Origin of the sequence: Actinomadura sp. NPDC049382 (assembly GCF_040677125.1) — a bacterium.
Taxonomy (GTDB): Bacteria; Actinomycetota; Actinomycetes; order Streptosporangiales; family Streptosporangiaceae; genus Spirillospora; species Spirillospora geliboluensis.
Map to the genome: position 1 here is coordinate 18,716 of NZ_JBFARO010000036.1, position 24,037 is coordinate 42,752.

At 73.2% G+C, this 24,037-nt stretch carries 22 protein-coding genes; 9 read left to right on the forward strand and 13 right to left on the reverse strand.

The window, feature by feature from the left end; genetic code table 11:
* Nucleotides 1-19: 19 nt before the first annotated feature.
* From boxB to AB0K34_RS22195, 4 genes are all read right to left on the reverse strand, one after another.
* A complete protein-coding gene (gene boxB, locus AB0K34_RS22180) occupies nt 20-1,435 on the reverse strand; it encodes a benzoyl-CoA 2,3-epoxidase subunit BoxB (RefSeq protein ID WP_301176809.1) in 1,416 nt (471 codons plus the stop codon).
* A 4-nt stretch (nt 1,436-1,439) separates the two neighbouring features.
* Entirely contained in the window at nt 1,440-3,083 is a 1,644-nt protein-coding gene (boxC, locus tag AB0K34_RS22185; RefSeq protein WP_364550570.1) for a 2,3-epoxybenzoyl-CoA dihydrolase, read from the reverse strand.
* Nucleotides 3,084-3,179: 96 nt separating this feature from the next.
* On the reverse strand, nt 3,180-3,671 hold the full coding sequence (locus tag AB0K34_RS22190; protein WP_364550572.1) for a DUF3592 domain-containing protein: 492 nt from the start codon (nt 3,669-3,671) through the stop codon (nt 3,180-3,182).
* A gap of 201 nt (nt 3,672-3,872) precedes the next feature.
* Nucleotides 3,873-5,489, reverse strand: a complete 1,617-nt coding sequence (locus AB0K34_RS22195) for a benzoate-CoA ligase family protein (RefSeq protein ID WP_364550574.1) — start codon at nt 5,487-5,489, stop codon at nt 3,873-3,875.
* A 182-nt stretch (nt 5,490-5,671) separates the two neighbouring features.
* Here AB0K34_RS22195 and AB0K34_RS22200 point away from each other — a divergent pair, with 182 nt between their 5' ends.
* Nucleotides 5,672-6,532 (forward strand): PaaX family transcriptional regulator C-terminal domain-containing protein, encoded by an 861-nt coding sequence (locus AB0K34_RS22200; RefSeq protein ID WP_364550576.1) that lies wholly within the window; start codon nt 5,672-5,674, stop codon nt 6,530-6,532.
* A gap of 24 nt (nt 6,533-6,556) precedes the next feature.
* Here the strand turns inward: AB0K34_RS22200 and AB0K34_RS22205 are convergent, their stop codons facing one another.
* Nucleotides 6,557-7,009 (reverse strand): PaaI family thioesterase, encoded by a 453-nt coding sequence (locus tag AB0K34_RS22205; RefSeq protein ID WP_364550578.1) that lies wholly within the window; start codon nt 7,007-7,009, stop codon nt 6,557-6,559.
* Nucleotides 7,010-7,209: 200 nt separating this feature from the next.
* Here AB0K34_RS22205 and AB0K34_RS22210 point away from each other — a divergent pair, with 200 nt between their 5' ends.
* The 3 genes from AB0K34_RS22210 to AB0K34_RS22220 all read left to right on the forward strand — a co-directional run bounded on the left by AB0K34_RS22210 (nt 7,210) and on the right by AB0K34_RS22220 (nt 11,235).
* Nucleotides 7,210-8,040, forward strand: a complete 831-nt coding sequence (locus AB0K34_RS22210) for a 4Fe-4S dicluster domain-containing protein (RefSeq protein WP_301176828.1) — start codon at nt 7,210-7,212, stop codon at nt 8,038-8,040.
* On the forward strand, nt 8,037-9,083 hold the full coding sequence (gene nrfD / locus AB0K34_RS22215) for an NrfD/PsrC family molybdoenzyme membrane anchor subunit (protein WP_301176814.1): 1,047 nt from the start codon (nt 8,037-8,039) through the stop codon (nt 9,081-9,083). Before AB0K34_RS22210 ends, nrfD begins: the two co-directional genes overlap by 4 nt.
* Nucleotides 9,084-9,321: 238 nt before the next feature.
* Complete coding sequence (locus AB0K34_RS22220; protein WP_301176815.1) at nt 9,322-11,235, forward strand: carbohydrate-binding module family 20 domain-containing protein; 1,914 nt, start codon at nt 9,322-9,324, stop codon at nt 11,233-11,235.
* 77 nt (nt 11,236-11,312) lie between these two features.
* Here the strand turns inward: AB0K34_RS22220 and AB0K34_RS22225 are convergent, their stop codons facing one another.
* Complete coding sequence (locus AB0K34_RS22225) at nt 11,313-11,867, reverse strand: DoxX family protein (RefSeq protein ID WP_301176816.1); 555 nt, start codon at nt 11,865-11,867, stop codon at nt 11,313-11,315.
* A 383-nt stretch (nt 11,868-12,250) separates the two neighbouring features.
* On the opposite strand from AB0K34_RS22225, the gene AB0K34_RS22230 reads away from it, so the two are divergent.
* Together AB0K34_RS22230 and AB0K34_RS22235 are read left to right on the forward strand one after the other, a co-directional pair.
* The gene (locus tag AB0K34_RS22230) at nt 12,251-12,895 is read left to right on the forward strand and encodes a hypothetical protein (RefSeq protein WP_138640001.1); all 645 of its coding nucleotides are present in this window, start codon (nt 12,251-12,253) and stop codon (nt 12,893-12,895) included.
* Nucleotides 12,896-13,009: 114 nt separating this feature from the next.
* The gene (locus AB0K34_RS22235; protein ID WP_364550581.1) at nt 13,010-14,725 is read left to right on the forward strand and encodes a ubiquinol-cytochrome c reductase cytochrome b subunit; all 1,716 of its coding nucleotides are present in this window, start codon (nt 13,010-13,012) and stop codon (nt 14,723-14,725) included.
* Nucleotides 14,726-14,746: 21 nt separating this feature from the next.
* On the opposite strand, the gene AB0K34_RS22240 is transcribed toward AB0K34_RS22235, so the two are convergent.
* The 6 genes from AB0K34_RS22240 to AB0K34_RS22265 form a co-directional block, all read right to left on the reverse strand.
* Entirely contained in the window at nt 14,747-15,355 is a 609-nt protein-coding gene (locus AB0K34_RS22240; RefSeq protein WP_301176817.1) for a TetR/AcrR family transcriptional regulator, read from the reverse strand.
* An 80-nt stretch (nt 15,356-15,435) separates the two neighbouring features.
* A complete protein-coding gene (locus AB0K34_RS22245) occupies nt 15,436-16,140 on the reverse strand; it encodes a Crp/Fnr family transcriptional regulator (RefSeq protein WP_240808346.1) in 705 nt (234 codons plus the stop codon).
* 163 nt (nt 16,141-16,303) lie between these two features.
* Entirely contained in the window at nt 16,304-17,092 is a 789-nt protein-coding gene (locus AB0K34_RS22250) for a DUF427 domain-containing protein (RefSeq protein WP_301176818.1), read from the reverse strand.
* Between the two features lie 41 nt (nt 17,093-17,133).
* On the reverse strand, nt 17,134-18,462 hold the full coding sequence (locus tag AB0K34_RS22255; protein WP_301176819.1) for an erythromycin esterase family protein: 1,329 nt from the start codon (nt 18,460-18,462) through the stop codon (nt 17,134-17,136).
* A complete protein-coding gene (locus tag AB0K34_RS22260; protein ID WP_138640003.1) occupies nt 18,459-18,656 on the reverse strand; it encodes a hypothetical protein in 198 nt (65 codons plus the stop codon). The genes AB0K34_RS22255 and AB0K34_RS22260 overlap by 4 nt, the downstream gene beginning before the upstream one ends.
* Before the next feature lie 114 nt (nt 18,657-18,770).
* Nucleotides 18,771-19,757 (reverse strand): helix-turn-helix domain-containing protein, encoded by a 987-nt coding sequence (locus tag AB0K34_RS22265; RefSeq protein WP_138640004.1) that lies wholly within the window; start codon nt 19,755-19,757, stop codon nt 18,771-18,773.
* Nucleotides 19,758-20,023: 266 nt separating this feature from the next.
* Between AB0K34_RS22265 and AB0K34_RS22270 the strand changes: the two genes are divergently transcribed.
* The 3 genes from AB0K34_RS22270 (at nt 20,024) to AB0K34_RS22280 (ending at nt 23,229) form a co-directional block, all read left to right on the forward strand.
* A complete protein-coding gene (locus AB0K34_RS22270; RefSeq protein WP_138640005.1) occupies nt 20,024-20,704 on the forward strand; it encodes a dioxygenase in 681 nt (226 codons plus the stop codon).
* 271 nt (nt 20,705-20,975) lie between these two features.
* Nucleotides 20,976-22,100 (forward strand): DUF2637 domain-containing protein, encoded by a 1,125-nt coding sequence (locus AB0K34_RS22275; protein ID WP_301176820.1) that lies wholly within the window; start codon nt 20,976-20,978, stop codon nt 22,098-22,100.
* Nucleotides 22,101-22,233: 133 nt separating this feature from the next.
* Complete coding sequence (locus tag AB0K34_RS22280) at nt 22,234-23,229, forward strand: hypothetical protein (RefSeq protein WP_301176821.1); 996 nt, start codon at nt 22,234-22,236, stop codon at nt 23,227-23,229.
* A gap of 46 nt (nt 23,230-23,275) precedes the next feature.
* Here the strand turns inward: AB0K34_RS22280 and AB0K34_RS22285 are convergent, their stop codons facing one another.
* Nucleotides 23,276-24,031, reverse strand: coding sequence for an SDR family oxidoreductase (locus AB0K34_RS22285; RefSeq protein ID WP_301176822.1), 756 nt, complete (start codon nt 24,029-24,031; stop codon nt 23,276-23,278).
* Nucleotides 24,032-24,037: the final 6 nt, after the last annotated feature.

Genomic DNA, 24,037 nt, shown 5'->3' on the forward strand with positions numbered 1-24,037 from the left:
CGTTCGTGAACGGCGCGTCCTAGAGGCGGACGTACTCGTAGTCGAAGGGTTTGCCGTTGATGCCGTTGCGGGGCGGGGCGATCCAGGCGGCGATCTTGCCGCGCTCGTGGACGGGGCGCATCAGCGACCGGACGTGGGTCTTGTCGACCTCCGTCGGCAGCCAGGCGCCCTTGCGCCGCTCCCACTCCTCGGCGGGGATGACCTCGCCGTCCGGGGTGGCCTCGATGCCGGCGAACGCGCCGACCTTGCGGTTGAACGCGACGCTCGGCAGGTAGAGGCGCTGCGGCAGGCCCGCGTCGGCCAGGATGCGGTTCCACCGGTTGACGCCGCTCTGGCAGTCGGAGATGTACTCGCGGCGCAGGTCGGTGTTCAGGCCGGTGAGGGCGGCGACCTCGGTCTGCCCGACGGCGCCGTCCACCAGGGCGTCCACCAGGGCGGCGTCGTCGGTGAGGCGGTGGTCGTCCTTGCGGCGGCCCTCCATCCAGCGGCCCTTGAGCCCGGCCGTGTAGTAGTTGGCGACGTTGCTGGACGTCTCGGACCCGAACAGGTCGAGCGACACCGAGTAGTGGAAGTTCAGGTACTTCTGGACGACGTCGAGCGAGATCGCGCCGTGCGCCGTGACGTCGTCGGTGTCGTGCTCCTTCATCAGCTGGACGGTCCGCTCCACGACGCGGTCGATGCCCGTGGTGCCGACCATCATGTGGTGGGCCTCCTCCTTGAGCATGAACTCGCAGGTCCGCGACAGCGGGTCGAAGCCCGACTCCTTCAGCGTGCCGAGCTGGAACTTGCCGTCCCGGTCGGTGAAGTAGGTGAACATGAAGAACGACAGCCAGTCGGGGGTCTCCTCGTTGAAGGCGCCGAGGATGCGCGGCGACTCCTCGCTGCCGGAGTTGCGGTGCAGCAGCTCCTCGGCCTCCTCGCGGCCCTCGCGTCCGAAGTAGGCGTGCAGGAGGTAGACCATCGCCCACAGGTGGCGGCCCTCCTCCACGTTCACCTGGAAGAGGTTGCGCAGGTCGTACAGGCTCGGCGCGGTCGCCCCGAGGTTGCGCTGCTGCTCCACGGACGCGGGCTCGGTGTCGCCCTGGATGACGATGAGGCGCTGCAGGTCCGCGCGGTACTCGCCGGGGACCTTCTGCCAGGCGGGCTCGCCCTTGTGCGCGCCGAAGCCGATGCGCCGGTCGCCGTCCCGCTCGGCGAGGAAGATGCCCCAGCGGTAGTCCTTCATGGCGACGTGCCCGAAGTGCGCCCAGCCTTCGCGGCCGACGTTCACGGCGGTCCGCAGGTAGACGTCCTGGGTGGGCAGGGTCGGGCCCATCGACTCCCACCAGTTCAGGAAGTCGGGCTGCCACGACTCCAGCGCCCGCTGGAGGCGCCGGTCCTCGTGCAGGCCGACGTTGTTGGGGATCTTCTCGCCGTAGTCGGCCGTGGTCGGCATGGGGTCAGACTCGCTTTCGGTCGAAGTCGGCGCGGCGGCCGGTGCCGTAGCGGCGCAGCGCGCCGTCGGGTCCGGACGCGTTCGGGCGGGTGAAGATCCAGTTCTGCCAGGCGGTGAGCCGCCCGAAGATCTTGGTCTCCAGGGTCTCCGGGCCGGGGAAGCGGTAGTTGGCCTCCAGCCCGGTCAGCGCGTCGGGGCTGAAGCCGGCCCGCTCCTCGATCGCGATGCGGACCTCCTCGTCCCAGTCGATGTCGTCGGGCGCGAAGGTGGCCAGGCCGAGGCGCTCGGCGTCGGCGGCCTCCAGGGGCTTGCCCGCGGCGTCGCGGACGGCGGCGAGGGTCTCCTCGTCGCCGAGCAGCCGGGTCTCCAGCCGGGTGAGGCCGTTGGCCATCGGCAGCGGGCCGAGGTTCATCGCGGCCACGGTGACCGCGGCCGGGTCGGCGTCCGGGTCGACCTCCTCGAAGACGCCGCCGAGGTGGTAGGTGCGGTCGGCGGCGAGCGCGACCTCCAGCAGCGAGCCCGCGAAGCACGACCCCGGCTCGACCAGGGCGATGAGGCTGCGGCTGGTGACGTCGAGGCGCTTCAGGGTCCGCTTGAGGTAGAGGACGATCTCGTTGGCGAGCCAGTCGCCGGAGTTGTCGAGCAGCAGCCGGTCGTGCGCCAGCACATGCTCGGCGTCGCCGCGCGTGCGGAGCACCCAGGTGCCGAGTTCGAGCTCGTTGGTGCGCAGGTCGAGGATCAGGTCGTCCAGCTCGCGGGTCATGGCGAGCGTCCAGAAGTCCTCCCGGTGGAAGCCGCCGTCCGGGGGCGCCTCGGGCCCGGCGATGGTGATCTCGACGGTGCCGGCGTCGCGGTCGAGCGCCGCCGTCACGTGCCGGTAGGAGATCGAGGTGTCGGTGCGCTCCTTGGCGAGCGGCGCCAGCGCGAGGCCCTCGGCATCGGCGGGACGGGACGAGCGCGCCGCGAGCTCCCGCGCGCGCTCGGCGACCGTCGCGTCCCAGGCCGTGCGCGGTACGGCCTCGTCCACCAGCCGCCACGCCACCGCCTTCTTGCCGCCGAGCCCCTCGGCCTTGGTGGAGAAGTAGTCGGCGCGGTCGCGGCGGACGTGCCGCTTGTCCGACACCCGGGTCAGGCCGCCGGTGCCGGGCAGGACGCCGAGCAGCGGCAGCTCCGGCAGCGACACCGCCGAGGACCGGTCGTCCACCAGCATGATGTGCTCGCAGGCGAGGGCGAGCTCGTAGCCGCCGCCGGACGCGGTGCCGTTGAGCGCCGCGAGGTAGGTCTGCCCCGAGTGCTCCGTCGCGTCCTCGATCCCGTTGCGGGTCTCGTTGGTGAACTTGCAGAAGTTCACCTTCCAGGAGTGCGGCGACGCGGCCAGCATCCGGATGTTGGCGCCCGCGCAGAAGACCTTCTCCCTTCCGCTGGTGATCACCACGGTGCGGACGCCGGGGTGCTCGAACCGGAGCCGCTGGACGGCGTCGTACAGCTCGATGTCCACGCCGAGGTCGTAGGAGTTGAGCTTCAGCTCGTAGCCGGGGACCAGGCCGCCCCGCTCGTCCACCGCCATGGTGAGCGTGGCGACCGGCCCGTCGACGTCCAGGCGCCAGTGCCGGTAGCGGGCCGGGTCCGTCCGGAACTCGACGTGCATGCGCGCTCCTCCGCTCTGTCCGTACCCACATGCTCCACAGAACACGGTCAGTACGTCAAGAGTTTGTAGCACATGGACGGACCCGTCACCCCCGGGTCACCCCAGGGCCGAGTAGAACCAGAGACCGGCCGCGGCGCCGACCAGCCCGCTGACGACGGCGTACGTCCCGTTGAGGAAGCCGCGGCCCCGGAGGTCGTCGATGCGCACCCGCTCGGGATCGGCCGGATCGTGCAGGATCGCCACCGCCGTCCCCCGCCGCCGGGGGAACTGCTCCGACACCTGCGTCCGCGCCTGGATCTCACGGCCGTCGGACGTCGTGAACTCCAGCACCGGATAGATCCCGAACACCCCGCCCACCCGGACGGCGGGCGCCTCCACGTTGTGGCTCCACCCGTAGCCGCCCAGCGACGAGTTGTACGTCGGGAACTGCCAGCCGACGATCTCCGCACTGGCCCGCGTGCCGTTGCGGGCGAACCACCGCGCCTTCACCAGGCAGGCCGCCCCGCTGATCAGCATGTAGAGGACGGCGGCGGCGACCGCCGCCCACAACCACCAGGGCAGCCCGTCCCCGCCCATGTCGAAGCCCACGCTCGTCTCCCCCCGGGCCCCCAGGCCCTCGCGATCCCCGGCGCGCGGCGCCGGGCACTGACTCGGCGACGCGCCTCCCCTCGCGGAGCGGCGCGTCCAGGAGTTCGACGGGCGAACCGGCCGGCGCGGCGCGCGGGCGGCGTGTCCGCTTCCGGCCGCGAACCGACCGGACGGCTGGTCGGGGCAGGTCCCGGGCCGGGGCTAGTCGGCGGCGAGCAGGGCGGCGGCCAGGTCCCGGACGGCGAAGCGGCGGAGCTTGCCGGTGGGGGTGGTCGGCAGCTTGTCCACGACCAGCACCTCGCGGGGACGCTTGAACGAGGCGAGCCCGGCCCGGCAGAAGGCGATCAGCTCCGCCGGCTCGGCGACGGCCCCCTCCTTGAGGACGACCGCGGCGACCGGCTTGTCCAGGCCGTCGGCGTCCGGCAGCCCGACGACCGCGGCCATCGCCACCGCCGGGTGCTCCAGCAGCCGCGCCTCGACCTCGGCGGGCGACACCCAGATCCCGCCGGCCTTGAGCATGTCGCCGGTCCGGCCGAGGCAGGTGTAGTAGCCGTCCTCGTCCACCACGTAGGTGTCGCCGGTGCGCAGCCACTCCCCCTGGAACACCTTGCGGGTGGTGTCGGTGCGGCACCAGTAGCCCGTCGCGATCGACTCGCCCTTCACCAGCAGCGAACCGGGCGTGCCCGGCCGCACGTCGGCCCCGTCGTCGTCCACGACCCGCAGCTCGTACCCGGGGACGGCGGTGCCCGTCGTGCCCGGCCGCACCCGCCCCGGGCGGTTCGACAGGAAGATGTGCAGGCACTCCGTCGAGCCGATCCCGTCGATGATCTCCACGCCGTACCGGGCGGTGAAGCGGCGGCACAGCTCGGCGGGCAGCGGCTCGCCCGCCGACACCGCCAGCCGCACGGACGCGAACGCCTCCACCGGCACGTCCGCGTTCAGGATCGCGGCGTAGAAGGTCGGGACGGCGAAGAACAGCGTCGGGCGGTACTCGGCCAGCCGCTCCGCGACGGACGCGGGCGTCGGCCGGTCGGGATCCAGGATCGCGGTGGCGCCGACCGCGAGCGGGAAGAACAGCGAGTTGCCGATCCCGTAGGCGAAGAACAGCTTGGCGACCGAGTAGCAGCGGTCCTCGGGAGTGATGCCGAGGACCTGGCGTCCGTAGGTCTCCACGACGTGCCGGATGTTGGCGTGCCGGTGCATCGCGCCCTTCGGCTTGCCGGTCGTCCCGGACGTGTAGAGCCACAGCGCGCTGGAGTCGTCCGAGGTCACGTAGGGGGTCGCGTAGGGCTCGGGCGGTTCGCCGCCGCGCTCGCGGCCGTCCCGGACCAGCGCGTCGAAGGGGGTCACCCGCACGCCGGGCGGCGCCTGGAGCGCGGCACCGCCGTCCACCGCCACGTGCCGCACGCCCGGCGCCAGCGCGAGCGCCGCCTCCGCCGTCACCGCGAACGCGTCGCTGACCAGCAGCACCCTGGCCCGCGCGTCGTTGAGCAGCGCGGCCAGCTCGCCGCCCGTCAGCATCGTCGACACCGGGACCGGGACGGCGCCGAGCCGCATCGCGCCGAGGATCGCTGCGGCCATGAGCGGCCCGTCCGCCATGAACAGCACCACGCGCTCCTCGCCGCGCAGCCCCCGGCTCGCCAGCCCGGCCGCGACGTGCCCGGCGAGCTCCGCCAGTTCCGCGTAGGCGAGGTCGCCCCCGGGCCCGGTGAGCGCCGTCCGGCCGGCGGTGTCGGCCCGTCCGGCCGCCTGGAGGAGGTAGTCGGATGCGTTGAACGTGTCGGACGCGGCCGGTGCGGTCGCCGTTTCAGCGGTCATCGGGGTCTCCAGTCGCCGGGAACCGTGGCACTTATGCTCTACATGGATGAAACGCCAGTCAATAGACTTGTGGAATGAGGCTCGGGTCGCGCGGACCGCGCACGAGGCGCGCGGCGGTGGCGCGATACTGGACAGCGTTCCATGGACCGCCGCGCCCCTGAAGGGCTCAGAAGGAGAAGCACATGGCCCGATCCGGCGGGGACGCGGCGCCGCCCCGGCCCGAGTTCCGGCGCCGGCGCGAGCTGGGCGCGGCGAGCGCCCGGTCGCTGCTGCTGACCGTGCTCGGCGAGTTCGTCCTGCCCGGCGGCGAAGCGGTCTGGACGGCGACGTTCCTGCGCGCGCTCGGGCTGCTCGGCGTGGAGGAGAAGGCCGTCCGGCAGGCGCTCGCGCGCAGCGCCGCCGAGGGCTGGCTCGCCGGGGAGCGGCGCGGCCGCCGCACCGCCTGGCGGCTCACCCCGGCCGGCGAGCGGCTGCTGACCGACGGCACCGAGCGGATCTACGGGTTCGGCGGCCCGGTCGGCCCGTGGGACGGGCGGTGGCTGCTGGTCCTCGCGACCGTCCCGGAGACCAGCCGGCGGCTCCGGCACCTGCTGCGCACCCGGCTCGCCTGGAGCGGGCTCGGCAACCTGTCCCCCGGCGTGTGGGTGAGCCCGCACCCCGGCCGCGAGCCCGAGGTGCGCGGCGTCCTCGCCGAGATCGGCGTCGCCGACACCTCCACGCTGTTCACCGGCGGCCTCGGCGACCTGGCCGAGGCGCGCCGCGTGGCCCGCCAGGCGTGGGACCTCGACGAGATCGAGCTCGCCTACGAGGACTTCCTCGACGCCGTCCGCGCGCTGCGCCCCGCCGACGAGCCGGGCACGTTCGCCGCGCACACGAGGCTCGTCCAGGAGTGGCGCCGGTTCCCGTTCCTCGACCCGGCCCTTCCGGCGGAGCTGCTGCCGGACGACTGGAGCGGCTCGCAGGCGTTCGCGCTGTTCCACGAGCGCCACGACGCCTGGCGTCCCGCCGCCGACGGGCAGTGGAAGGCGATGTCCGGCGAGTGAGCGGGCGCCCGCCGGCCGGCCGGGCTACGCGGGCTGAGCGGGCGGGACGGGCTGAGCGGACTGGGCTGGCTGGGCGGGCTGGGCGGGCGGGGAGAGCCGCAGCAGGTTCACGGTGCCCTCGGCGACGACGCGGTCGCGCTCGTCGCTGATCGTCGACTGCCAGGTGACGTGGTCGCCGACCCGGTCGACCGGGCGGGCGCGGGCCGTCAGCCGCCCGGCGCGCACGGCGCGGATGAACCGCGTGTGGTTGCTGACCCCGACCACCTGCTGGTCGAGCCCGACGGTGAGGGCCGCGCCGATGCTGCACACCGTCTCGGTGATCGCGCAGTACACGCCGCCGTGCACGATCCCGTACGCCTGCATGAGCTTGTCGGTGACCTCCAGCTCGGCCACGACCCCCTGCTCGGACGCCTCGGTCACCAGCAGCCCGAGCGTCTGGTCCAGCGGGCCGGCGTAACCGGTGAACTCAGCGGTCATCCCCTGACGCTATCGATGCGCCGAAATCCGCGTCAACGGGCGGGGAGAGGTGTGTAGGAGCCGCCTCGCCGGGAAGTCGGAGAAGGGTCGGCGCACGGATGGGAGGGCCTGGGATGAGCGGCTTGGTGGGACGGAACCTGCTCGCCGGAGCCGAGCCGCACGTCGCGGCCGACGCGGGCTACACCGACCCGCCGCCCCGGATGGGCTTCTTCACCGACACGTCCGTGTGCATCGGCTGCAAGGCGTGCGAGGTGGCCTGCAAGGAGTGGAACTCCGTGCCCGAGGACGGGCTGGAGTTCACCGGCATGTCCTACGACAACACCCAGCAGCTCGGCGCCGACACCTGGCGGCACGTCGCGTTCATCGAGCAGAGCAAGCCGATGGGGCGGGCCGAGCCGGGCACCGACCACGGCGGCTCCCCGGGCGCCGCGTCGGACGGGACCGGCACGGACATGCGCTGGCTGATGGCGTCCGACGTGTGCAAGCACTGCACGCACGCCGCGTGCCTGGACGTCTGCCCGACCGGTTCGCTGTTCCGCACGGAGTTCGGCACGGTCGTCGTCCAGGAGGACATCTGCAACGGCTGCGGCTACTGCGTCCCCGCCTGCCCGTACGGCGTCATCGACCAGCGCAAGGAGGACGGGCGGGTCTGGAAGTGCACGCTGTGCTACGACCGGATCGGCGGCGGGCTGGAGCCGGCCTGCGCGAAGGCGTGCCCGACCGACTCGATCCAGTACGGGCCGCTGGACGAGCTGCGCGAGCGGGCCGCGCTGCGGGTCGAGCAGCTGCACGACATCGGCGTGGAGGACGCCCGCCTCTACGGCCACGACCCGGACGACGGCGTCGGCGGCGACGGCGCGTTCTTCCTGCTGCTGGACGAACCGGAGGTGTACGGGCTGCCGCCCGACCCGGTCGTCACCACGCGCGACATGCCCTCCATGTGGCGGCACGCCGGGGTGGCCGCCGCCGCCATGCTCGGCGGCCTCGCCGCCGTCTTCGCCGCGCACGGCCGCGAGGGAGGAGCACGATGAGCGAGTCGGAGGTGCGCAAGGACGGCGTGCACGGCGCGCGGCCGGACCGGGAGGCGCTGGTCGGCAAGGGCCTGCCGGGCGGGGGCGGCGGCGGGCGCCGGCGGCGCGGCCGGCGCGGCGAGACGGCGATGGTGCCGGAGGCCGAGTTCTCCTCCTACTACGGCAGGCCGATACTGAAGCCGCCGACCTGGAAGGCGTACGACGTGGCCGCCTACCTGTTCCTCGGCGGGCTCGCCGGCGCCGGGTCGGTACTGGCCGCGGGCGCGCAGCTCACCGGGCGCCCGGCCGCGGCACGGGCCCTGAAGATCTCCTCGCTGGCCGCCATCACCGGGTCCACGGCGGCGCTCATCCACGACCTCGGGCGGCCCGAGCGGTTCGCCAACATGCTGCGGGTCATGAAGCCGACGTCGCCGATGAGCATGGGCTCCTGGATCCTGGCCGGCTACGGGCCCGCCGCGGGCGCCGCCGCCGTCCTCGACGCGACCGGCCTGTTCCCGCGCCTCGGCGCCGCCGCCACCGCCGCGGCCGCCGCGCTCGGGCCTGCCGTCACCACCTACACCGCCGTGCTGATCGCCGACACCGCGGTGCCGGCCTGGCACGAGGGGCGGCGGGAGCTGCCGTTCGTGTTCGCCGGGTCGGCGACCTCCGCCGCGGCCGGCATGGCGCTGGCCGCGGCGCCCGTCCGCGAGACCGGGCCGATGCGCACCGCGGCGCTGATCGGCGGCGCCCTGGAACTGGCCGCGGCGAAGACGATCGAGCGCCGCGCCGGGCTGGCCGCCGAACCGTACAAGGCGGGCAAGGCCGGCCGGTTCATGCGCGCGGGCGAGATCCTGTCGGCCGCGGGCACCGCCGGAGCCGTCCTGCTCGGCGGGCGCAGCCGCGCGGCGGCGGCGCTCAGCGGGACGGCGCTGCTGGCGGGTTCGGCCTGCACGCGCTTCGGCATCTTCCACGCGGGCATGCAGTCGGCGCGTGACCCCAAGTACACCGTGATCCCCCAACGCGAACGCGTGAACGCGCGCGAGGCGGAGTCGCAGCACACCTGACACCTGCCGTGCTCATACCTGCCGAGCTCATACCTGCCGTGCTGACACCTGCCGTGCCGGCAGTCGCCATGCGGGCATCTGCCTGCGCGACCCTGCCATCTTTCTGCAAGTCAATTGAAATCTTGCGCAAGCTCTTGACCTGACTGCAAGAAGAGAGCATTCTCGGCTTGCTCGCGGACGGCCGTCCCCCACCCCCTCAGGCGCCCGCCGAGGCGCCTCGTGTCAGGAGTTCGCCGCCATGCAACGCGCACTCGCCCCACGCCCGCCCACACGACACCCGCGCCTACCTCGCGGCCGGTCCCTGCTCGCCGCCGGTGCGCTCGTCCTCGGCGGGCTGGCGCCCGCCGCCGCCCTGCTCCCCGACTCCGTGCTCCCCCACTCCGAGGCCCGCGCCGCCGCCGCGCTCAACGCGAGCGACGTCACCGCCAACCTCTGGGAATGGAACTGGCCGTCGGTCGCGGCGGCCTGCACCGGCCACCTCGGTCCCGCCGGGTACGGGGCCGTCCAGGTCGCGCCGCCCGCCGAATCGGTCAGCCTCGCCAGTACGAGCGACGGCGCGCACCCGTGGTGGGAGGTGTACCAGCCCGTCTCCTACGGCCTGACCAGCCGGCTCGGGAACCGCGCCCAGTTCGCCGCGATGGTCGCGGCCTGCCACGGCGCGGGCGTCCGCGTCTACGTGGACGCTGTCATCAACCACATGGCGGGCCACAACAACACGGTCAGCACCACCTACGGCGGATCGTCGTTCGATCCCGCCGGCTTCTCCTACCCGGCCGTCCCGTACGGGTACGGCGACTTCCACCACGCGAACGACGGCTACTGCAACGACGACGACGCCGGCATCGACGACTGGAACGACACATCCGAGGTGCAGAACTGCGAACTGGTGTCGCTGTCGGACCTCAAGACGCAGTCGGCCTACGTCCGCGACAAGATCACCGGATACCTCAACGACCTGATCGGGCTCGGCGTGGACGGGTTCCGGATCGACGCCGCCAAGCACATCGCGCAGAGCGACTTCGCCGCCATCAAGGGCGCGCTCAGGGCAACGACCGCCGAGGGCAGGGCGCCCTACATCGCACAGGAGGTCGTCCCAGGGGCGACCACCGACGCGCTGAAGCCGTCCGCGTTCACCCAGAACGGCGACGTGCTCGGCTTCTCCTACGCGCGGGGGCTGAAGACCCAGTTCCAGAACGGCACGCTGGCGAACCTGGCGGGCATCCCGTCGTGGTCGCTGGACGCGAGCGGCGACCGCACGTTCACCATGATCACCAACCATGACACCGAGCGGGACGGGTCGACGCTCAGTTACAAGAACGGTGCCGACTACGTGCTGGCCAACTACTTCCTGCTGGCCTACCCGTACGGGAGGCCCTCGGTGTACGACGGGTTCGCGTGGTCGTCGGCCGGGCAGTCGCCGCCGGCCGACTCCCGCGGCTTCGTCGCGGACGCCTCCTGCTCGGGCGGCTGGCAGTGCCTCACGCAGTCGACCGGGATGAAGGGCATGGTCGCCTGGCACAACGCGACCGCGTCCGCCATCGCGGTCTCCGACTTCACCGCCACCGCCGGCGGCGTCATCGGGTTCCGGCGCGGCGACCGGGGCTGGGTCGGGCTCAACGACACCGCGAGCCCGTCCACCGCGTCCTACCGGACCGGGCTCGCGGACGGCGTCTACTGCGACGTCATCACCGGCGGCGCCTCACCGGTCACCGGGGACGGCTGCGCGGGGACGGCGGTGCCGGTGTCGGGCGGCACCGCGACGGTGACCGTCCCCGCGCACGGCGCGGTCGCGATCCACGCGGACGCCAAGACGGGCGCCACCCCCACCGCCACGCCCACAGCCACACCCACCACGACGCCCGCGACCGTGTCGGACGCGTTCAATGTCTACGCCACCACCACATGGGGGACGAGCGTCTACATCGTCGGCGACATCCCGGCGCTCGGCTCGTGGGACACCTCCAAGGCCGTCAAGCTCTCCCCCGACCGGTACCCGACCTGGAGCGGGACGGTGTCGCTGCCGACCGGTACGAGGATCGAGTACAAGTACATCAAGAAGACCGACGCGGGTGCCGTCACCTGGGAGAACGGCGCGAACCGCAGCTACACGACGGGAACGTCCCCGCACACCGCGAACGACACCTGGAGATAGCCGCCGCGCGGCGCGCGGCCGGCCTCCTCGTGTGCGGAGGCCGGCCGCGCTCAACTCACCGCCGGCTCACCGCCCGCTCACTCCGCGGCGCCCTCGCCCGCAGGCTCCCCGGCCGGCTCCTTGGCCGGGCGCCAGAAGACCGCCAGCAGCAGCGCGGCGCCGATGCCGCCGGCGAGCGCGGTGACCGCCAGGCCCGTCCAGCCGGACAGGTCGCCGTCGACGCCGAGCGCGCGGTCCAGGGACACGGCGCCGCCGCCGAGCGCGCCGGCCGCGCACGCCACCATGATGATCATCAGGACGTACTCGTAGCCCTGCCCGGGCCGGAAGATGAAGAAGCCGTTGCGCAGGTGCGCGGTGATGAGCGCGACCGCCATCGTGCCGACCGCCCCGGCCGCGGCCAGCGGCGTGAGCAGGCCGAGGATCAGCAGGATCCCGGCGCCCAGTTCGGTGCCGGTCGCCATCAGCGCGTGCAGGCGGCCCGGCCGCAGCCCCATCGACTCGAACCAGCCCGCCGTGCCCTCGATCTTCCCGCCGCCGAACGCGTGGTTCCAGCCGTGCGCGAGCAGGGTGCCGCCCACGGAGACCCGCAGCACCAGCGCCGCGATATCGCCACCAACCGCCTCAACAGCCATTTATGGCCCTTCCCTCCGCCGTTCCCGCACCGTACGGACGATCTGCGCTTTGCGCGTACCGGTGCCAACCCTCCGGACGGCCTTCCTCATCCCGTCCGCATCTCGCCGCAGGTCAGCCGGTCCACCATGTCGGCACCCATCAGTACAGGCCCCGAACTGCCGAAGGGAAGCCCCAGGAGATTCGGAAACGCCGGGAGCCCGGCTCCGGCGGCCCTCCGCTCACCGCCGTCCGCACCGCATAGATCGGCCGGCGTGGGGCACGTCACAAGGGTCAGACTCCAGATCACGTCACGTTCGGAGGCGTCCCGCGCGTCTATCTGTGCGACGGCCGGCTGTGGGACGGCCGTCCGCGACGGCACCGGTGCGGAGGTCGAGGAGGCGGCATGGAAGGCGTGGCCAGGAAGTACGACCTGACGATGCTGTACGCCGTGGACGACGCGTTCCGCCGTGACGCGGCCCGCCTGGAGGCCGCGCCGGGGCCGAACGGGGCGGCCGTCGCGAACAGCTGGTCGCTGTTCGCCCACCACTGGCAGCTCCAGGACAACGCGGAAAAGCGCGCCCTCTGGACGGTGATGTACGCCAAGGACGCGGGCGTCCGCTCTCCCGGCCGGCTCGGGCGCGTCAGCGCCGTCCTCGACGACCTGGCGCTGCGGACGCTGCGGGTCGTCCCGCTGATCGACGGCCTGGACGCCGCGCTGGAGCACCACGACCTCCGCACGTTCACGCAGTGCGCGCGCGACCTCCGCACGCGGCTCGGCGCCCTGCTGGACTTCAAGGAGTCCGACGTCCTGCCCCTGATCCAGGAGACCCTGACGCCTTACGAGTGGGGCACCTACGACGTCGAACTGCGCCGCGAGCTGGGCGTCCGGGGGCTCGGCACGTTCCTGCCCTGGCTGCTGGACGGCGCCCCCGACGCCACCCGCCGCGCGGTGCTGCGGCTGCTGCCGCCGCCGATCCGGCTCGCCTACCGGACCACCTGGCGGCCCCGCTACCAGCGGCGCACCCACCTGGCCGTGCCCGCCTGCTGACCTCCGCGCGGAGCGCCCCGGTCGACACCGGCGCGCTGTGACGCGGTGCACATCCCGGGATGTCACATCCGCCACCAAATCCCCGTCTTATTCGCAGATGCGGAACATCCGCGAATGTGCGACGGAGGGATGCTCACGATGGCGGGGACGACGACGCCCCAGGCCCGGGGCAGGGCAGTGGACCGCTCGGCGCGGGCCCTGGACGATCGGCTCGGCACCACCGGCTTCGCGCGCAGGGCGCTGCGCAAGGCGTTTCCGGACCACTGGAGCTTCCTGCTCGGCGAGATCGCGATGTACTCGTTCGTGATCATCCTGCTCACCGGGGTCTACCTGACGCTGTTCTACAAGCCGAGCATGCAGGAGGTCGTCTACAACGGCTCCTACACGAAGCTGCGCGGCGTCGAGATGAGCGAGGCGTACGCGTCGACGCTCAACATCAGCTTCGACGTGCGGGGCGGGCTGCTCGTCCGGCAGCTGCACCACTGGTCGACGCTGCTGTTCATGGCCGCGATCCTCGTGCACATGCTGCGGAACTTCTTCACGGGGGCGTTCCGCAAGCCGCGCGAGCTGAACTGGCTGATCGGCGTCCTCATGCTCGTGCTCGTCATGTTCAACGGGCTGTTCGGCTACACGCTGCCGGACGACCTGCTGTCGGGCACCGGCCTGCGCATCCTGGAGGGCGTCACCGCCTCCATCCCGCTCGTCGGGTCGTACACGGTGATGTTCCTGTTCGGCGGGGAGTTCCCCGGGACCGACATCATCCCCCGCCTGTACGTCATCCACATCCTGCTGATCCCGGGCCTGCTCGCGGCGCTCATCCCGCTGCACGCCATCGTGCTGACCTGGCGGCAGACGCACACGCAGTTCCCCGGCAAGGGCAGCTCCAACGGCACCGTCCACGGCTACCCGTTCTTCCCGGTGTTCATCGCCAAGACCACCGCGTTCTTCCTGTGGCTGCTGGGCGTGACGACGCTGCTGGCGGCGTTCGTCCAGATCAACCCGATCTGGCTGTTCGGCCCGTACGATCCGGGCGCGATCAGCTCCGGCTCGCAGCCCGACTGGTACATGGGCTGGCTGGAGGGCGCGCTGCGGATCATGCCGTCGTGGGAGATCACCCTCTGGGGCCACACGGTGGCGCTCAGCGTGCTCGTTCCCGCGCTCGTGGTGCCGGGGGTGCTGTTCACGGGCCTCGCCGCCTACCCGTTCCTGGAACGCTGGGTGACCGGCGACGACCGGATCCACCACCTGCTGGACCGGCCGCGGGACGTCCCGCCGCGGACCGGCATCGGCGTCGCCGGGGTCGTCTTCTACGGGACGCTGTGGCTCGCGGGCGGCAACGACGTCCTCGCCGACCGGTTCCACGTCTCGCTGTTCTGGACGACCTGGTTCTTCCGCGGCCTGATCATCCTGGGCCCGGTGCTGGCCTACATCATCACCTACCGGATCTGCGTCGGCCTGCAGCGCCGCGACCTCGGCCTGGCCCGGCACGGGCTGGAGACCGGCATCATCCGGCGGTCGGTGGAGGGCGGGTACAGCGAGGTGGAGCGGCCGATGCCGGACGAGGCGATCGCCGCGATCACCGATCCGCGCCCGGCGGTGGCCGTCGACCTGGACGTCCCGCCGCCGGTGGACGGGATCGACAGCCCGCGCGGCCGCACCGCGCGGGGCCGGCTGCGCGCCGCGCTCAACCGCCGGTTCAGGGCCGACCTGGCCGTCGTCCCCGAACGCCGTCCCGAGCTGAACGCCGGCAACGGCGACGGCAATGGCGACGGCGATGGCGACGGCGATGGCGAACGGCGGGCCGTAGACGAAGCCGCCTCGCGGCACTGAAACCGGCGCGGCGGGCCGCGCTCAGGGACGGAAGAGGTGCGCTATCACGGGCGCGGCGGCGGCCACCGGGTCGTCGCCGAGCTCGGGCGGCAGCGCGCCGCTCAGCCACAGGTGCGCGAAGCCGTGCACGATGGACCAGGCCGCGATGCCCCGCGTCCGGTCGTCCCCGTCCCCGTCCCCGGGCGCGGCGCCCTGTGCCCCGTCCTGTTCGCCGCCCTGTTCTCCGCCCTGTGCGGTGTCCCGGACGCTCGCCGCGAGCACCCGGCCCGCCCGGTCGCGGGCGGCGGTCACCTCCGGGTCGCCGGCGCGGTAGAGGCCGGGGCTGAACATCACCTCGAAGTGCGCCCGGTGCTCGACGGCGAAGCGGACGTAGGCCAGCCCGACCGCGTGCAGGTCGTCGCCGGCTGCTTCGAGGGCGTCCGCGAACAGCGCGTACCCCTCGGCGGCGACGGCGGTCAGCAGGCCCGTCTTGTCGCCGAAGTGGTGCGCGGGCGCGGCGTGCGACACCCCCGCGCGGCGGGCCAGCTCGCGCAGGCTCCACCCGGCCGGGCCCGACTCGGCGATCGCCGCGACGGCGGCGGCCATGACCGTCCGCCGCAGATCCCCGTGGTGGTACCCGTCGCCGCTCACGCCGGAGATCCTAGAGCGCACACCCCCACCGGCCCCGCACACCCCGTGTCAGTCATCCACCGTGTCAGCCGTCCACCGCGTCAGTCTTCTTCTTTGGCGAACTCGCGGAGCCCGGGCAGGTCGACCACGGTGATCTTGCGCCAGCCGGTGCGGATCAGGCCCTGGCGGCGCAGGCCGTTGAGGGCGCGCGCGACGGTCTCCCGGGACGCGTCCATCCAGCTGCCGAGCTCCTCCTGCGACAGCGGCGGGCCGATCTCGATCGACCCGTCCGGCGCGGGCGGGGCGTGGTGGGCCGACAGCTCCGCGAGATGCGTCAGCAGCGCGGCGAGGCGCTGCGGACCGCGGCTCGCGACGTGCGCGGTGAGGCGCCGGTCGGAGTCGTCCATCCGCTGCACGAAGGTGCCGGTGACCAGCATCCACACGTCCGGGTGCTCGTCGAGGAAGCCGGTGAAGCGGGCGGCGGGCACCACCAGCGCGCGGATCGGCGACAGCGCGGTGACGGTCGCGGCGCGCGGCCGGCCGCCCAGCACCGCGCTCTCGGCGATGAGGTCGCCGGGGCCGCGGACGGCCAGCACCACGTCGTGGCCGTCGGCCGTGGACGAGGTGACCTTCGCCCAGCCGCGCTCGATGACGATCACATGGTCGGACTCGTCGCCCTGGTAGACCAGCGGCGCCTTCACCGGGTACTGCCGGGGACGCGCGGCGTCGCGCAGGGCCGTCCGCTGCGCGGGGTTGAGCGCGGCCCAGAAACCCGGCCGCGGGGAGGACGCCCCGTACCCTGCCAACAGCCCGTCTCCTTGCCTGCCGCGCACTCGCTCGCCGCCGTGCCCGTCTTCCGCGGCGCCTGCCCCGGTCACTGCCCACGGTCAATGGCACTGTAAACCGGACGGCGGCGCCTTGGGCACCGCGAGAACCCGGAAGCGCGCTCCGTGCGCGGCCGCGGGGCCGTCAGGCGCCCGGCGGCGGCTGGGACTCGATCGTCAGGGCCTCGTGGTCGAAGCTCAGATAACCCGCGATCTTGACGGCGTCCTCCAGCGGCTCGTCGTAGGACCAGGCGGCGTCCTCGACGCCCTCCAGCGACCAGTACGTCGTCTCTCCCTTGTACGGGCAGACGGTCCGCTTCCGGCTCCTGGTCAGCAGGTCGCGGCGGACGTCGTCGGCCGGGATGTAGTACCGGTTCGGCAGCCCGGTCTCCGACAGCACGATCGGGTGCTCGGTCTCCGCGACGACCTCGCCGTCCCGCAGCACCCGCACGTGGCGGCGCGCGCGCCGCGCGTCGACCCGGTGGAAGGGGTCGCGCAGATGCCCGTGGACCTCCTCGTCCTCGTCGTACCAGGCGTCCATCGGCTCCCAGTAGAAGGCCATCAGCCCGCGCAGCCACGGCGCCTCGTCGTTCGGCTCCGGATAGGCCCACACCGCGTTCTCGGCCTCGCGCTCGCCCACCCGGATCGTCCAGTACGCGGCGTCGCCCTTGAACGGGCAGTGCGTGGTGTGGTCGGTCCTCACCAGGAGGTCGGTCCGCACGTCCTCCTCGGGGACGTACAGCACCGGCAGCAGGCCGGTCTCGTGCAGGAACTCGCCGCGCTCGGTGTCGAGGACGATCTCCCCCGCGAACCAGGCGTGGACGCGGCGCGGGAACCGGTGCATGAACAGCCGGTGCTTCGGCCCGTCGATGGTGAAGTTGACCTCGTCGCCGGGCGAACCCGCGAGCGGTCCCGGCCGCATCGTCAAGGACATGGACGACTCCTCGTGCTCGGTCGGCTCGGACTGGCGCCGGCTCAGACCCCCGTCGGCATCGTCTCCAGTTCACCACAGTGCGCCGCCTCCGCGTGCAGCGGCTGGAGGGCGGAGGTGATCCGGAACCAGCAGAGCGTGTCGTAGCGGTCGGCGAGCCGGGTCGGGACGTACTGGCGCGGGTCGCGGTCCGGGTCGTACACGACGCCGATCGCGCGGTGCCCGAGCGTCCGGGTGAGGAACGGCGGCTTGTCCGGTTCGGGCGGCACGATGAACATGCCGCGGTGCAGTTCCGAGCCGGCCAGGGCGTCCTCCAGCGACCCGTGCGCCGGCGGCGGGACGTGCATGACCTCCATCGGGCCGCCCCAGCGCGGCGAGGCGACGACCTCACCGGGCCCGCCCGCGAAGCCGACCACCACGACATCGTCCCGGCCGTGCCGCTCCCGGGCCAGCTGGCCGAGGTTGACCATCCCGGCGCCCGCCATGTCCGTCGCCCGCGCGTCGCCGACATGGCTGTTGTGCGCCCACACGACGGCCTTGCCCTCGCCGCGGCGCGCCTCGTGGAACTCCAGGAGCCGGTCGAGGGTGTCGGCCATGTGGACGTCCCGGACGTTCCACGACTCCGGCCCGCCGCCGATCATGGCGCGGTAGTACCGCTCGGCGCCCGCCGCCACCTCGGCGTTCTGCAGGGCGTCGAACTCCGCCGCCGGGTCGCCGCCCCCCGCCGTCCCGGCGAGCGTGCGCAGCCGCGTCAGCAGCGCCAGTACCTCGTCGGCGCACCCTTCCGGGACGAGCGCGGTGTTCCAGCCGTAGGCCTGCGGGTCCTCGCCGTGCGGTTCGAAGCAGCGGTACGCCTCCAGGGCCGTGCCGAGGTACTCGGGGCGGTGCTCGGCCAGGTGGTCGACGACGGCCCGCAGCGACTCCCACAGGCTGTAGACGTCCAGGCCGTAGAAGCCGGCGCGGTCGTCCGGCGGCAGGTCCGCGTTGTGGTCGCGCAGCCACCGGCAGAACTTGGCGGTCTCCTCGTTCGCCCACATCCACGTCGGCCAGCGCTCGTAGGCGTCCAGGACGTCGCGCGGGTCGGCGGGCGCGCCCGGGGCCAGCGTCACGCTGCGGCCGACCCGGCGGCAGTCCGGGTAGTCGCCCTCGACCGCGACGAAGGAGAACCCGCGCTCGGAGACCAGCCGCCTGGTCAGCGCGGCCCGCCACGCGTAGTACTCGTGCGTGCCGTGGCTGGCCTCGCCGATCAGCACGCAGCGCGCGTCCCCGATCCGGTCCATGAGCGGATCGAGGTCCTCCTCGTACTCCAGCGGCAGCACGGCCCCGAGCACGTCTGCGGCGTCGGCCGCGTCGTGGTTCATCGCGGGGCTCACCGCGCTCCCCTCCGCTCCCCCTTCGGACCCGCGCCGCGCTCGCTGGCGCGGCGGGGCCGGTGGTGCTCGTCCAACTGCAGCTCCCGGTTGGCGCGCTCGCCCGCCTCGCGGTCGCTGGCGATCCCCTGGTCCTCCATCTCCTTGCGGAGCCTGCGGCGCTCGGCGTCGTACTTGTGGCTTCCGGGTCGTGGCATGGCGGCGGTCCCCCTGTCCCCCCATTTCTCGTCGTCACTCCCCGCGTTCCCCCGATCCCAGAATCAATGCAGACAAACGGGGCATTTTGCCGAGCAGGACCGCTCTCCGCAGCGCTAGTCGTCGCGCTGCAGGCCGGTGGCACGCGCCCGGTAGGCGCTCGGGGTCTCGCCGTAGGCGGCGCGGAACGCGCGGCTGAACGCGGCGGCGTCCGGGAGGCCCCAGCGGTTCGCGATCGCGCCGATCCGCTGCGTGCCGAGGAACGGGTCGCCCAGCTCGCGGCGGCAGTTCTCCAGCCGCCGGGCGCGGACGTAGCGGGCGACGGTCGTCCCGGCCGGCCGGAACACCCGGTACAGCTGCCGGACCGAGACGTGGTGCGCCGCGGCGATCACGGCCGGGGACAGCGCCGGGTCGTGCAGCCGCGTCTCGATCCACTCCTGGATCGCGCGCAGCATCTCCGCGCTCTCCGGGGACGCGGCGGGCGGCGCCCCCAGCCACTCGCCGGCCGCGCCGGTGACCAGCTCGACGATCGCGCCGCCGAGGTGGTGGGCGTAGGGCTCCTCCCCGGCGCCGGCGGCGACGGCGGCCTCCTCGGCGCTCTCCTCGGCGAGGGCGCCGAGGAAGGACGAGGCCAGCCGCCCGGTCCGGCCGGCGCCGCCGAGCAGCGTGCCGCCGAACGCGGCCAGCCGCTCCGGCGGCAGCGGGACGGCGCTGTGCGGGATCACGACGGTGAAGATCCGGTGGGCGCCGAACACGATCTCCACCGGGCGGGTCAGGTCGTAGAACACCACGTCCCCGACCCCCACCTCGGCGCAGCGGCCGTTCTGCCGCAGCACGCACGAGCCGCACAGGACGAGGCCGAGCTTGTAGCACTCGCGGGTGTCGCGGGCGATCTGCCGGGCGCCGCGGCGCACCGCGTGCGCGGGCGCGTCCACGTCGCCGGCCTCGACCGGGCCGAGCGAGCGGGCGGACAGCCGGGCGGCGAAGCCGCCGGGCCGCGCGGGCCGGACGTGGAACGGCCCGAAGGCGGAGCTGACCAGGTGCCGCCAGTAGTCGGCCTGGTCGCGGGCAGGGAGGTCCGAGGTGTCAACGAGCGTGGGCATGACGCTCCTCCGGTCGGCGGGCGGGGGTCTCGGACGCCACCCGCCAGGCTTCTACGACCCGTCAGGAAGGTCAATGAGCGAGTCAGCACGACGCTCGCGGCGGGCTTTGGCACTCGCCGCCAACGGCCGGGCACGCACCGACAAGACCGGCCGCCCCCGACCGGCTTATACATATCGCGGACGCACCGTGCTCACCCGCCGCGTCCGCACTCCCTGGGAGCCCCGCCAGCCGGAAGATCCCGGACCGACCCCCGAGAGGAACCCCCATGCCAGAGGACGAGCAGGACCGCAGCACCAGCCCCGAGGCCGCCCACGCGGAGACCCCGCAGGACGGCATCAGCCGCAAGAACTTCATCGTCGCCGCGGGCCTCGGCGCCATGGCGCTGCCGGCCGCCGCGTCGCTCGCGGCGGCGGCGCCCGCGCAGGCCAGGACCGAGCCTCCGCGGCTCACCCCGACGCCGAAGTGCGACGGCGGCGACGACGACCCGACCCCGCCGCAGATGGAGGGCCCGTACTTCAAGCCCGGTTCGCCGGAGCGCTCGTCGCTCGTGACGCCCGGGATGCCCGGCACGCCGCTCACCGTGACCGGGATCGTCTACTCCCTGTCGTGCCGGCCCGTGAGCCGCGCGCTGCTCGACTTCTGGCAGGCCGACTACTATGGGAATTACGACAACTACGGCTATAAGCTACGTGGACATCAATACACGGACACAATGGGACGATTCACCCTGACAACGATCGTGCCCGGCCTCTACCCCGGCCGCACCCGGCACATCCACGTCAAGGTCCAGGCCCCGTACCAGCGGATCCTGACCACGCAGCTCTACTTCCCGAACGAGCCCCGGAACTCCACCGACATGCTCTTCGACCCCGAGCTGCTGATGAACGTCCAGACCGGCCCGACCGGACGCACCGCGACGTTCGACTTCGTCCTTCAGGTGCCGTAGCCGGCCCGCGAGTCACGTCTCCGCCGGGGCACCGGCGCGTCCCGGCGGAGACGCCCGCCCGCCGCGCCCGTTCACCGCACCCGTTCACCGCACCGGCCCGCCGCACCGGCCGACCCTGCCCGTTCACCCCGCTCGTTTGGCGCTCTGTGCCCAGAACCTCCCGGAATGCGACCGAGCCGTAACGTGAATCGGCCACGAAACGCCAAAGGAATGGATAGTCTCCCAGGCGATCACTCTTGGTCGGGTAAAAAACTCTGGGAGCACACGCCGCATGAGCGCTGCCAACCGGGCACAGGTCATCACACGGTGGGGGGCCATCGCCTTCATGGCGGCCGCGGTCCTGACCGCCACCGCCGGTGGCTTCGCCCAATCGTATGCCGGTCTCTACCACTGGGCTCTGGAACACGGCCTGCGGGGCTGGAAGGCCGAATCGTTCCCCCTGCTGGTCGACCTGTTCATCATCGTCGGGGAGCTCGGTCTCTTCCTGCTGGCCATCGACGCCTTCGTGATAAAGCGCCGCGCCATCATGAGCTGGCTCGACTTCTGCCTGCCGCTCACCATCGCCCTCGCCGGCTGGACGGCCAGCCTGATCTTCAACGTGGGCCACGTCGGCAACAAGACGTTCTCCTACCAGGCGACGGCCGCCGTTCCGCCGATAGTGTCCATGCTCGGCCTGTTCGTCCTGCTGCGGACCCTGCACCGGTACGTGTCACAGAAGATCGACGACGAGCCGAAGCCGCCGGAGCCGCAGCCGCGCGCCATCGCCGGCCCCGTCACGCTGAACCAGATCACGCTGATGCCGCTGCGGACCACCGGCCCGTTCCCGCAGATCCAGGTGCCCGGCCACTCCGGCAAGGCGCTGGAGTCCGGCACGTCCGCCGAACCGGCCGCCGAGGCGCAGGCCGACCGGACCAAGGCCGACGCCCCCAAGGCCGCGCCGAGCGAGCCCGCCCGCGCGGCCGCCCCGGCCCCGGCGCCCGCACCCGTCGCCGAGACTCCGGCTCCCGCGCCGGAGCCGGAGCCGGAACTGGCCGTCGTCAGCGCCGCCGCCGCGGCCGCGAGCCCGAACGGGCGCAGCTCCTACGGCACGGCGACCGAGGCGCCCGCGCCGCACGCGCCCTCCCCCGAGAACCTGCGCTCGCTCGTCATCGACATCCTCGAACGGCGGCAGGGCGACGTCGCCGCGACGCTCGCCGAGGTCAGGGCCGAGGGCTACGTCTGCGACGAGACCGAGATCCAGCGGATCAGCGACAACCACTGGTTCCCGTACGCGGTGTACCGGCTGCTGGCCAAGCACCACGGCGACGGCGAGCTCGTCGCCGGGGAGCTGACCTCGCAGGGGATCGTCTACGACCAGGCGACGCTGGACGCGCTCGTCCAGTCCTGGCGGGTCTGACACGCCCCGCCCGTCCCTCATCGCCGTTCCGGACCGGCCGCCCCGCTGATTGCGGGCGGCCAGTCCCGGCGTATCCGGGCGATCACGCTCCGTCCGTGCGACGCTGGGGAGACCTGCGACGCCGGGAGAGCCGATGAAGCCGATCTGGACGCAGCTCGCCGCCGTGGCGCTCGCCGCCGCGCTCGGCGGTGCCGTCACCGGATACCTGATCGCCCCCGCGCCGGGCGGCGCCGCCGCCCGTCCGGCCGCCGCCCCCGCCCCGCCCCCGCGGGGCGGCACGCTGCACCTCGCGCTGAACATGCCGGCCGGCGACCGCGCCCGGGCGGCGGCCCTCGGCTACACCCTGTTCGACGTCGACCCGGACGAGGACGACATCGCCTCCCTCCCCGCCGGCGGCCGGGCCCTGCTGTGGGTCGGCAACACCACCTGCGGCGGCTTCCAGCAGGAGAGCACGTCCGCGTTCACCGACACGGTGAAGCGGTTCGCGGGGAACGAGCGCGTCTACGGGTGGTACCTGTCCGACGAGCCGAACCCGGACGAGTGCCCCGACATCGCCGGCAAGATCCGGCAGCGGGCCGACATCGTCCACCGGTACGCGCCCGGCCAGCGGGCGTTCGCGTCGCTGACCGACTGGCCGATGCGCCCGCTCAAGCCGTCCGAGACCCACCTCGACCTCATCGGCCTCGACCCGTACCCGTGCCGGGCGGACGCCCCGCACTGCGACCTCGGCGCGATCGACGCCATGGTCGCCCAGGCCGCCGGCGCCGGGTTCCCGCGCCGCATGATCGTCCCGGTGTTCCAGACGTTCGGGCAGTCCTGCAACGACGGGGAGCGGAACTGGCGGCTGCCGAGCGAACGGCAGCTCCGGGCCATCCTCGGCCGGTGGGAGCGGCTCGTCCCGCGGCCCGCGTTCGACATCAGCTACTCGTGGGGCCGCCAGGACGCCTGGGCGTGCCCGGCGCTGTCCGACGCGGACGGCGGCCGCGGGCTCCCCGACCTGCAGTCCGTCATGAAGGCCCACAACACCCGCCGGACCGGCCCCGGCCTGCCCACGCACCGGCCGGAGCGGGCGCCGGCGGTCTCCGAGTCACCGCCGGCGCCCTGCCGCACCACCCCGGCGCCGCGCTAGAACCCCGCGCCAGAACCCGCGCCAGAACCCCGCGCCGGGAGCCACGCTAGGAGTCGCGCTGCTGCTCCTGGGACGGGTCGGTGCGCAGGCGGGCGTGCAGGCCGCCGTCCACGCGCAGGACGTGCCCGTTGAGCTGCGCCGCCGCCGGGGACGCCAGGTACAGCGCGGCGTCCGCGACCTCCTCCGGCGCGGTGGTGCGGCCCGCCGGGATGTCGGTGGCGGGCCGGACCTCCCCGACGACGCTCGCCGGGGCGATGCAGTTCGCGCGGATGCCGAGCCCGCCGAGCTCCACGGCGATCGCCCGGCTCAGCGCCTCGATGCCCGCCTTCGTCACGTCGTAGGCGCTCTGGTCGTCGTGCGCGCGGGACCCGCCCGGCGACGACATGCTGACGATCACGCCGCCGCGGCCCGCGTCGCGCCAGTTCCGGACGGCCCGCACCGACAGCAGGTACGCCGAGCGCAGGTTCGCGGCGACGACCGCGTCCCACACGTCCGCGTCGATGTCGATGAAGGGGGTGCGCAGCTCGGTCATCGCGGCGTTGTTGACGAGGACGTCCAGCCCGCCGTCCCGGGCGAGCCGCGCGAAGACGGCGTCAGCGACGTCCTCGCGGGCGAGGTCGCCGGTCAGCGTCGCCACCCGCGGGACGGCGTCGAAGACCTTGAGGCCGTCGGCGTCGACGTCGACCGCGAGCACCTCGGCGCCCGCGTCCGCGAAGCGGTGCACCAGCGCGCGGCCGATGAGCCCCGCGGCGCCGGTCACCAGCACCCGCTCCCCCGTGAAGTCGAACGTGACAGTGCTCATATGACA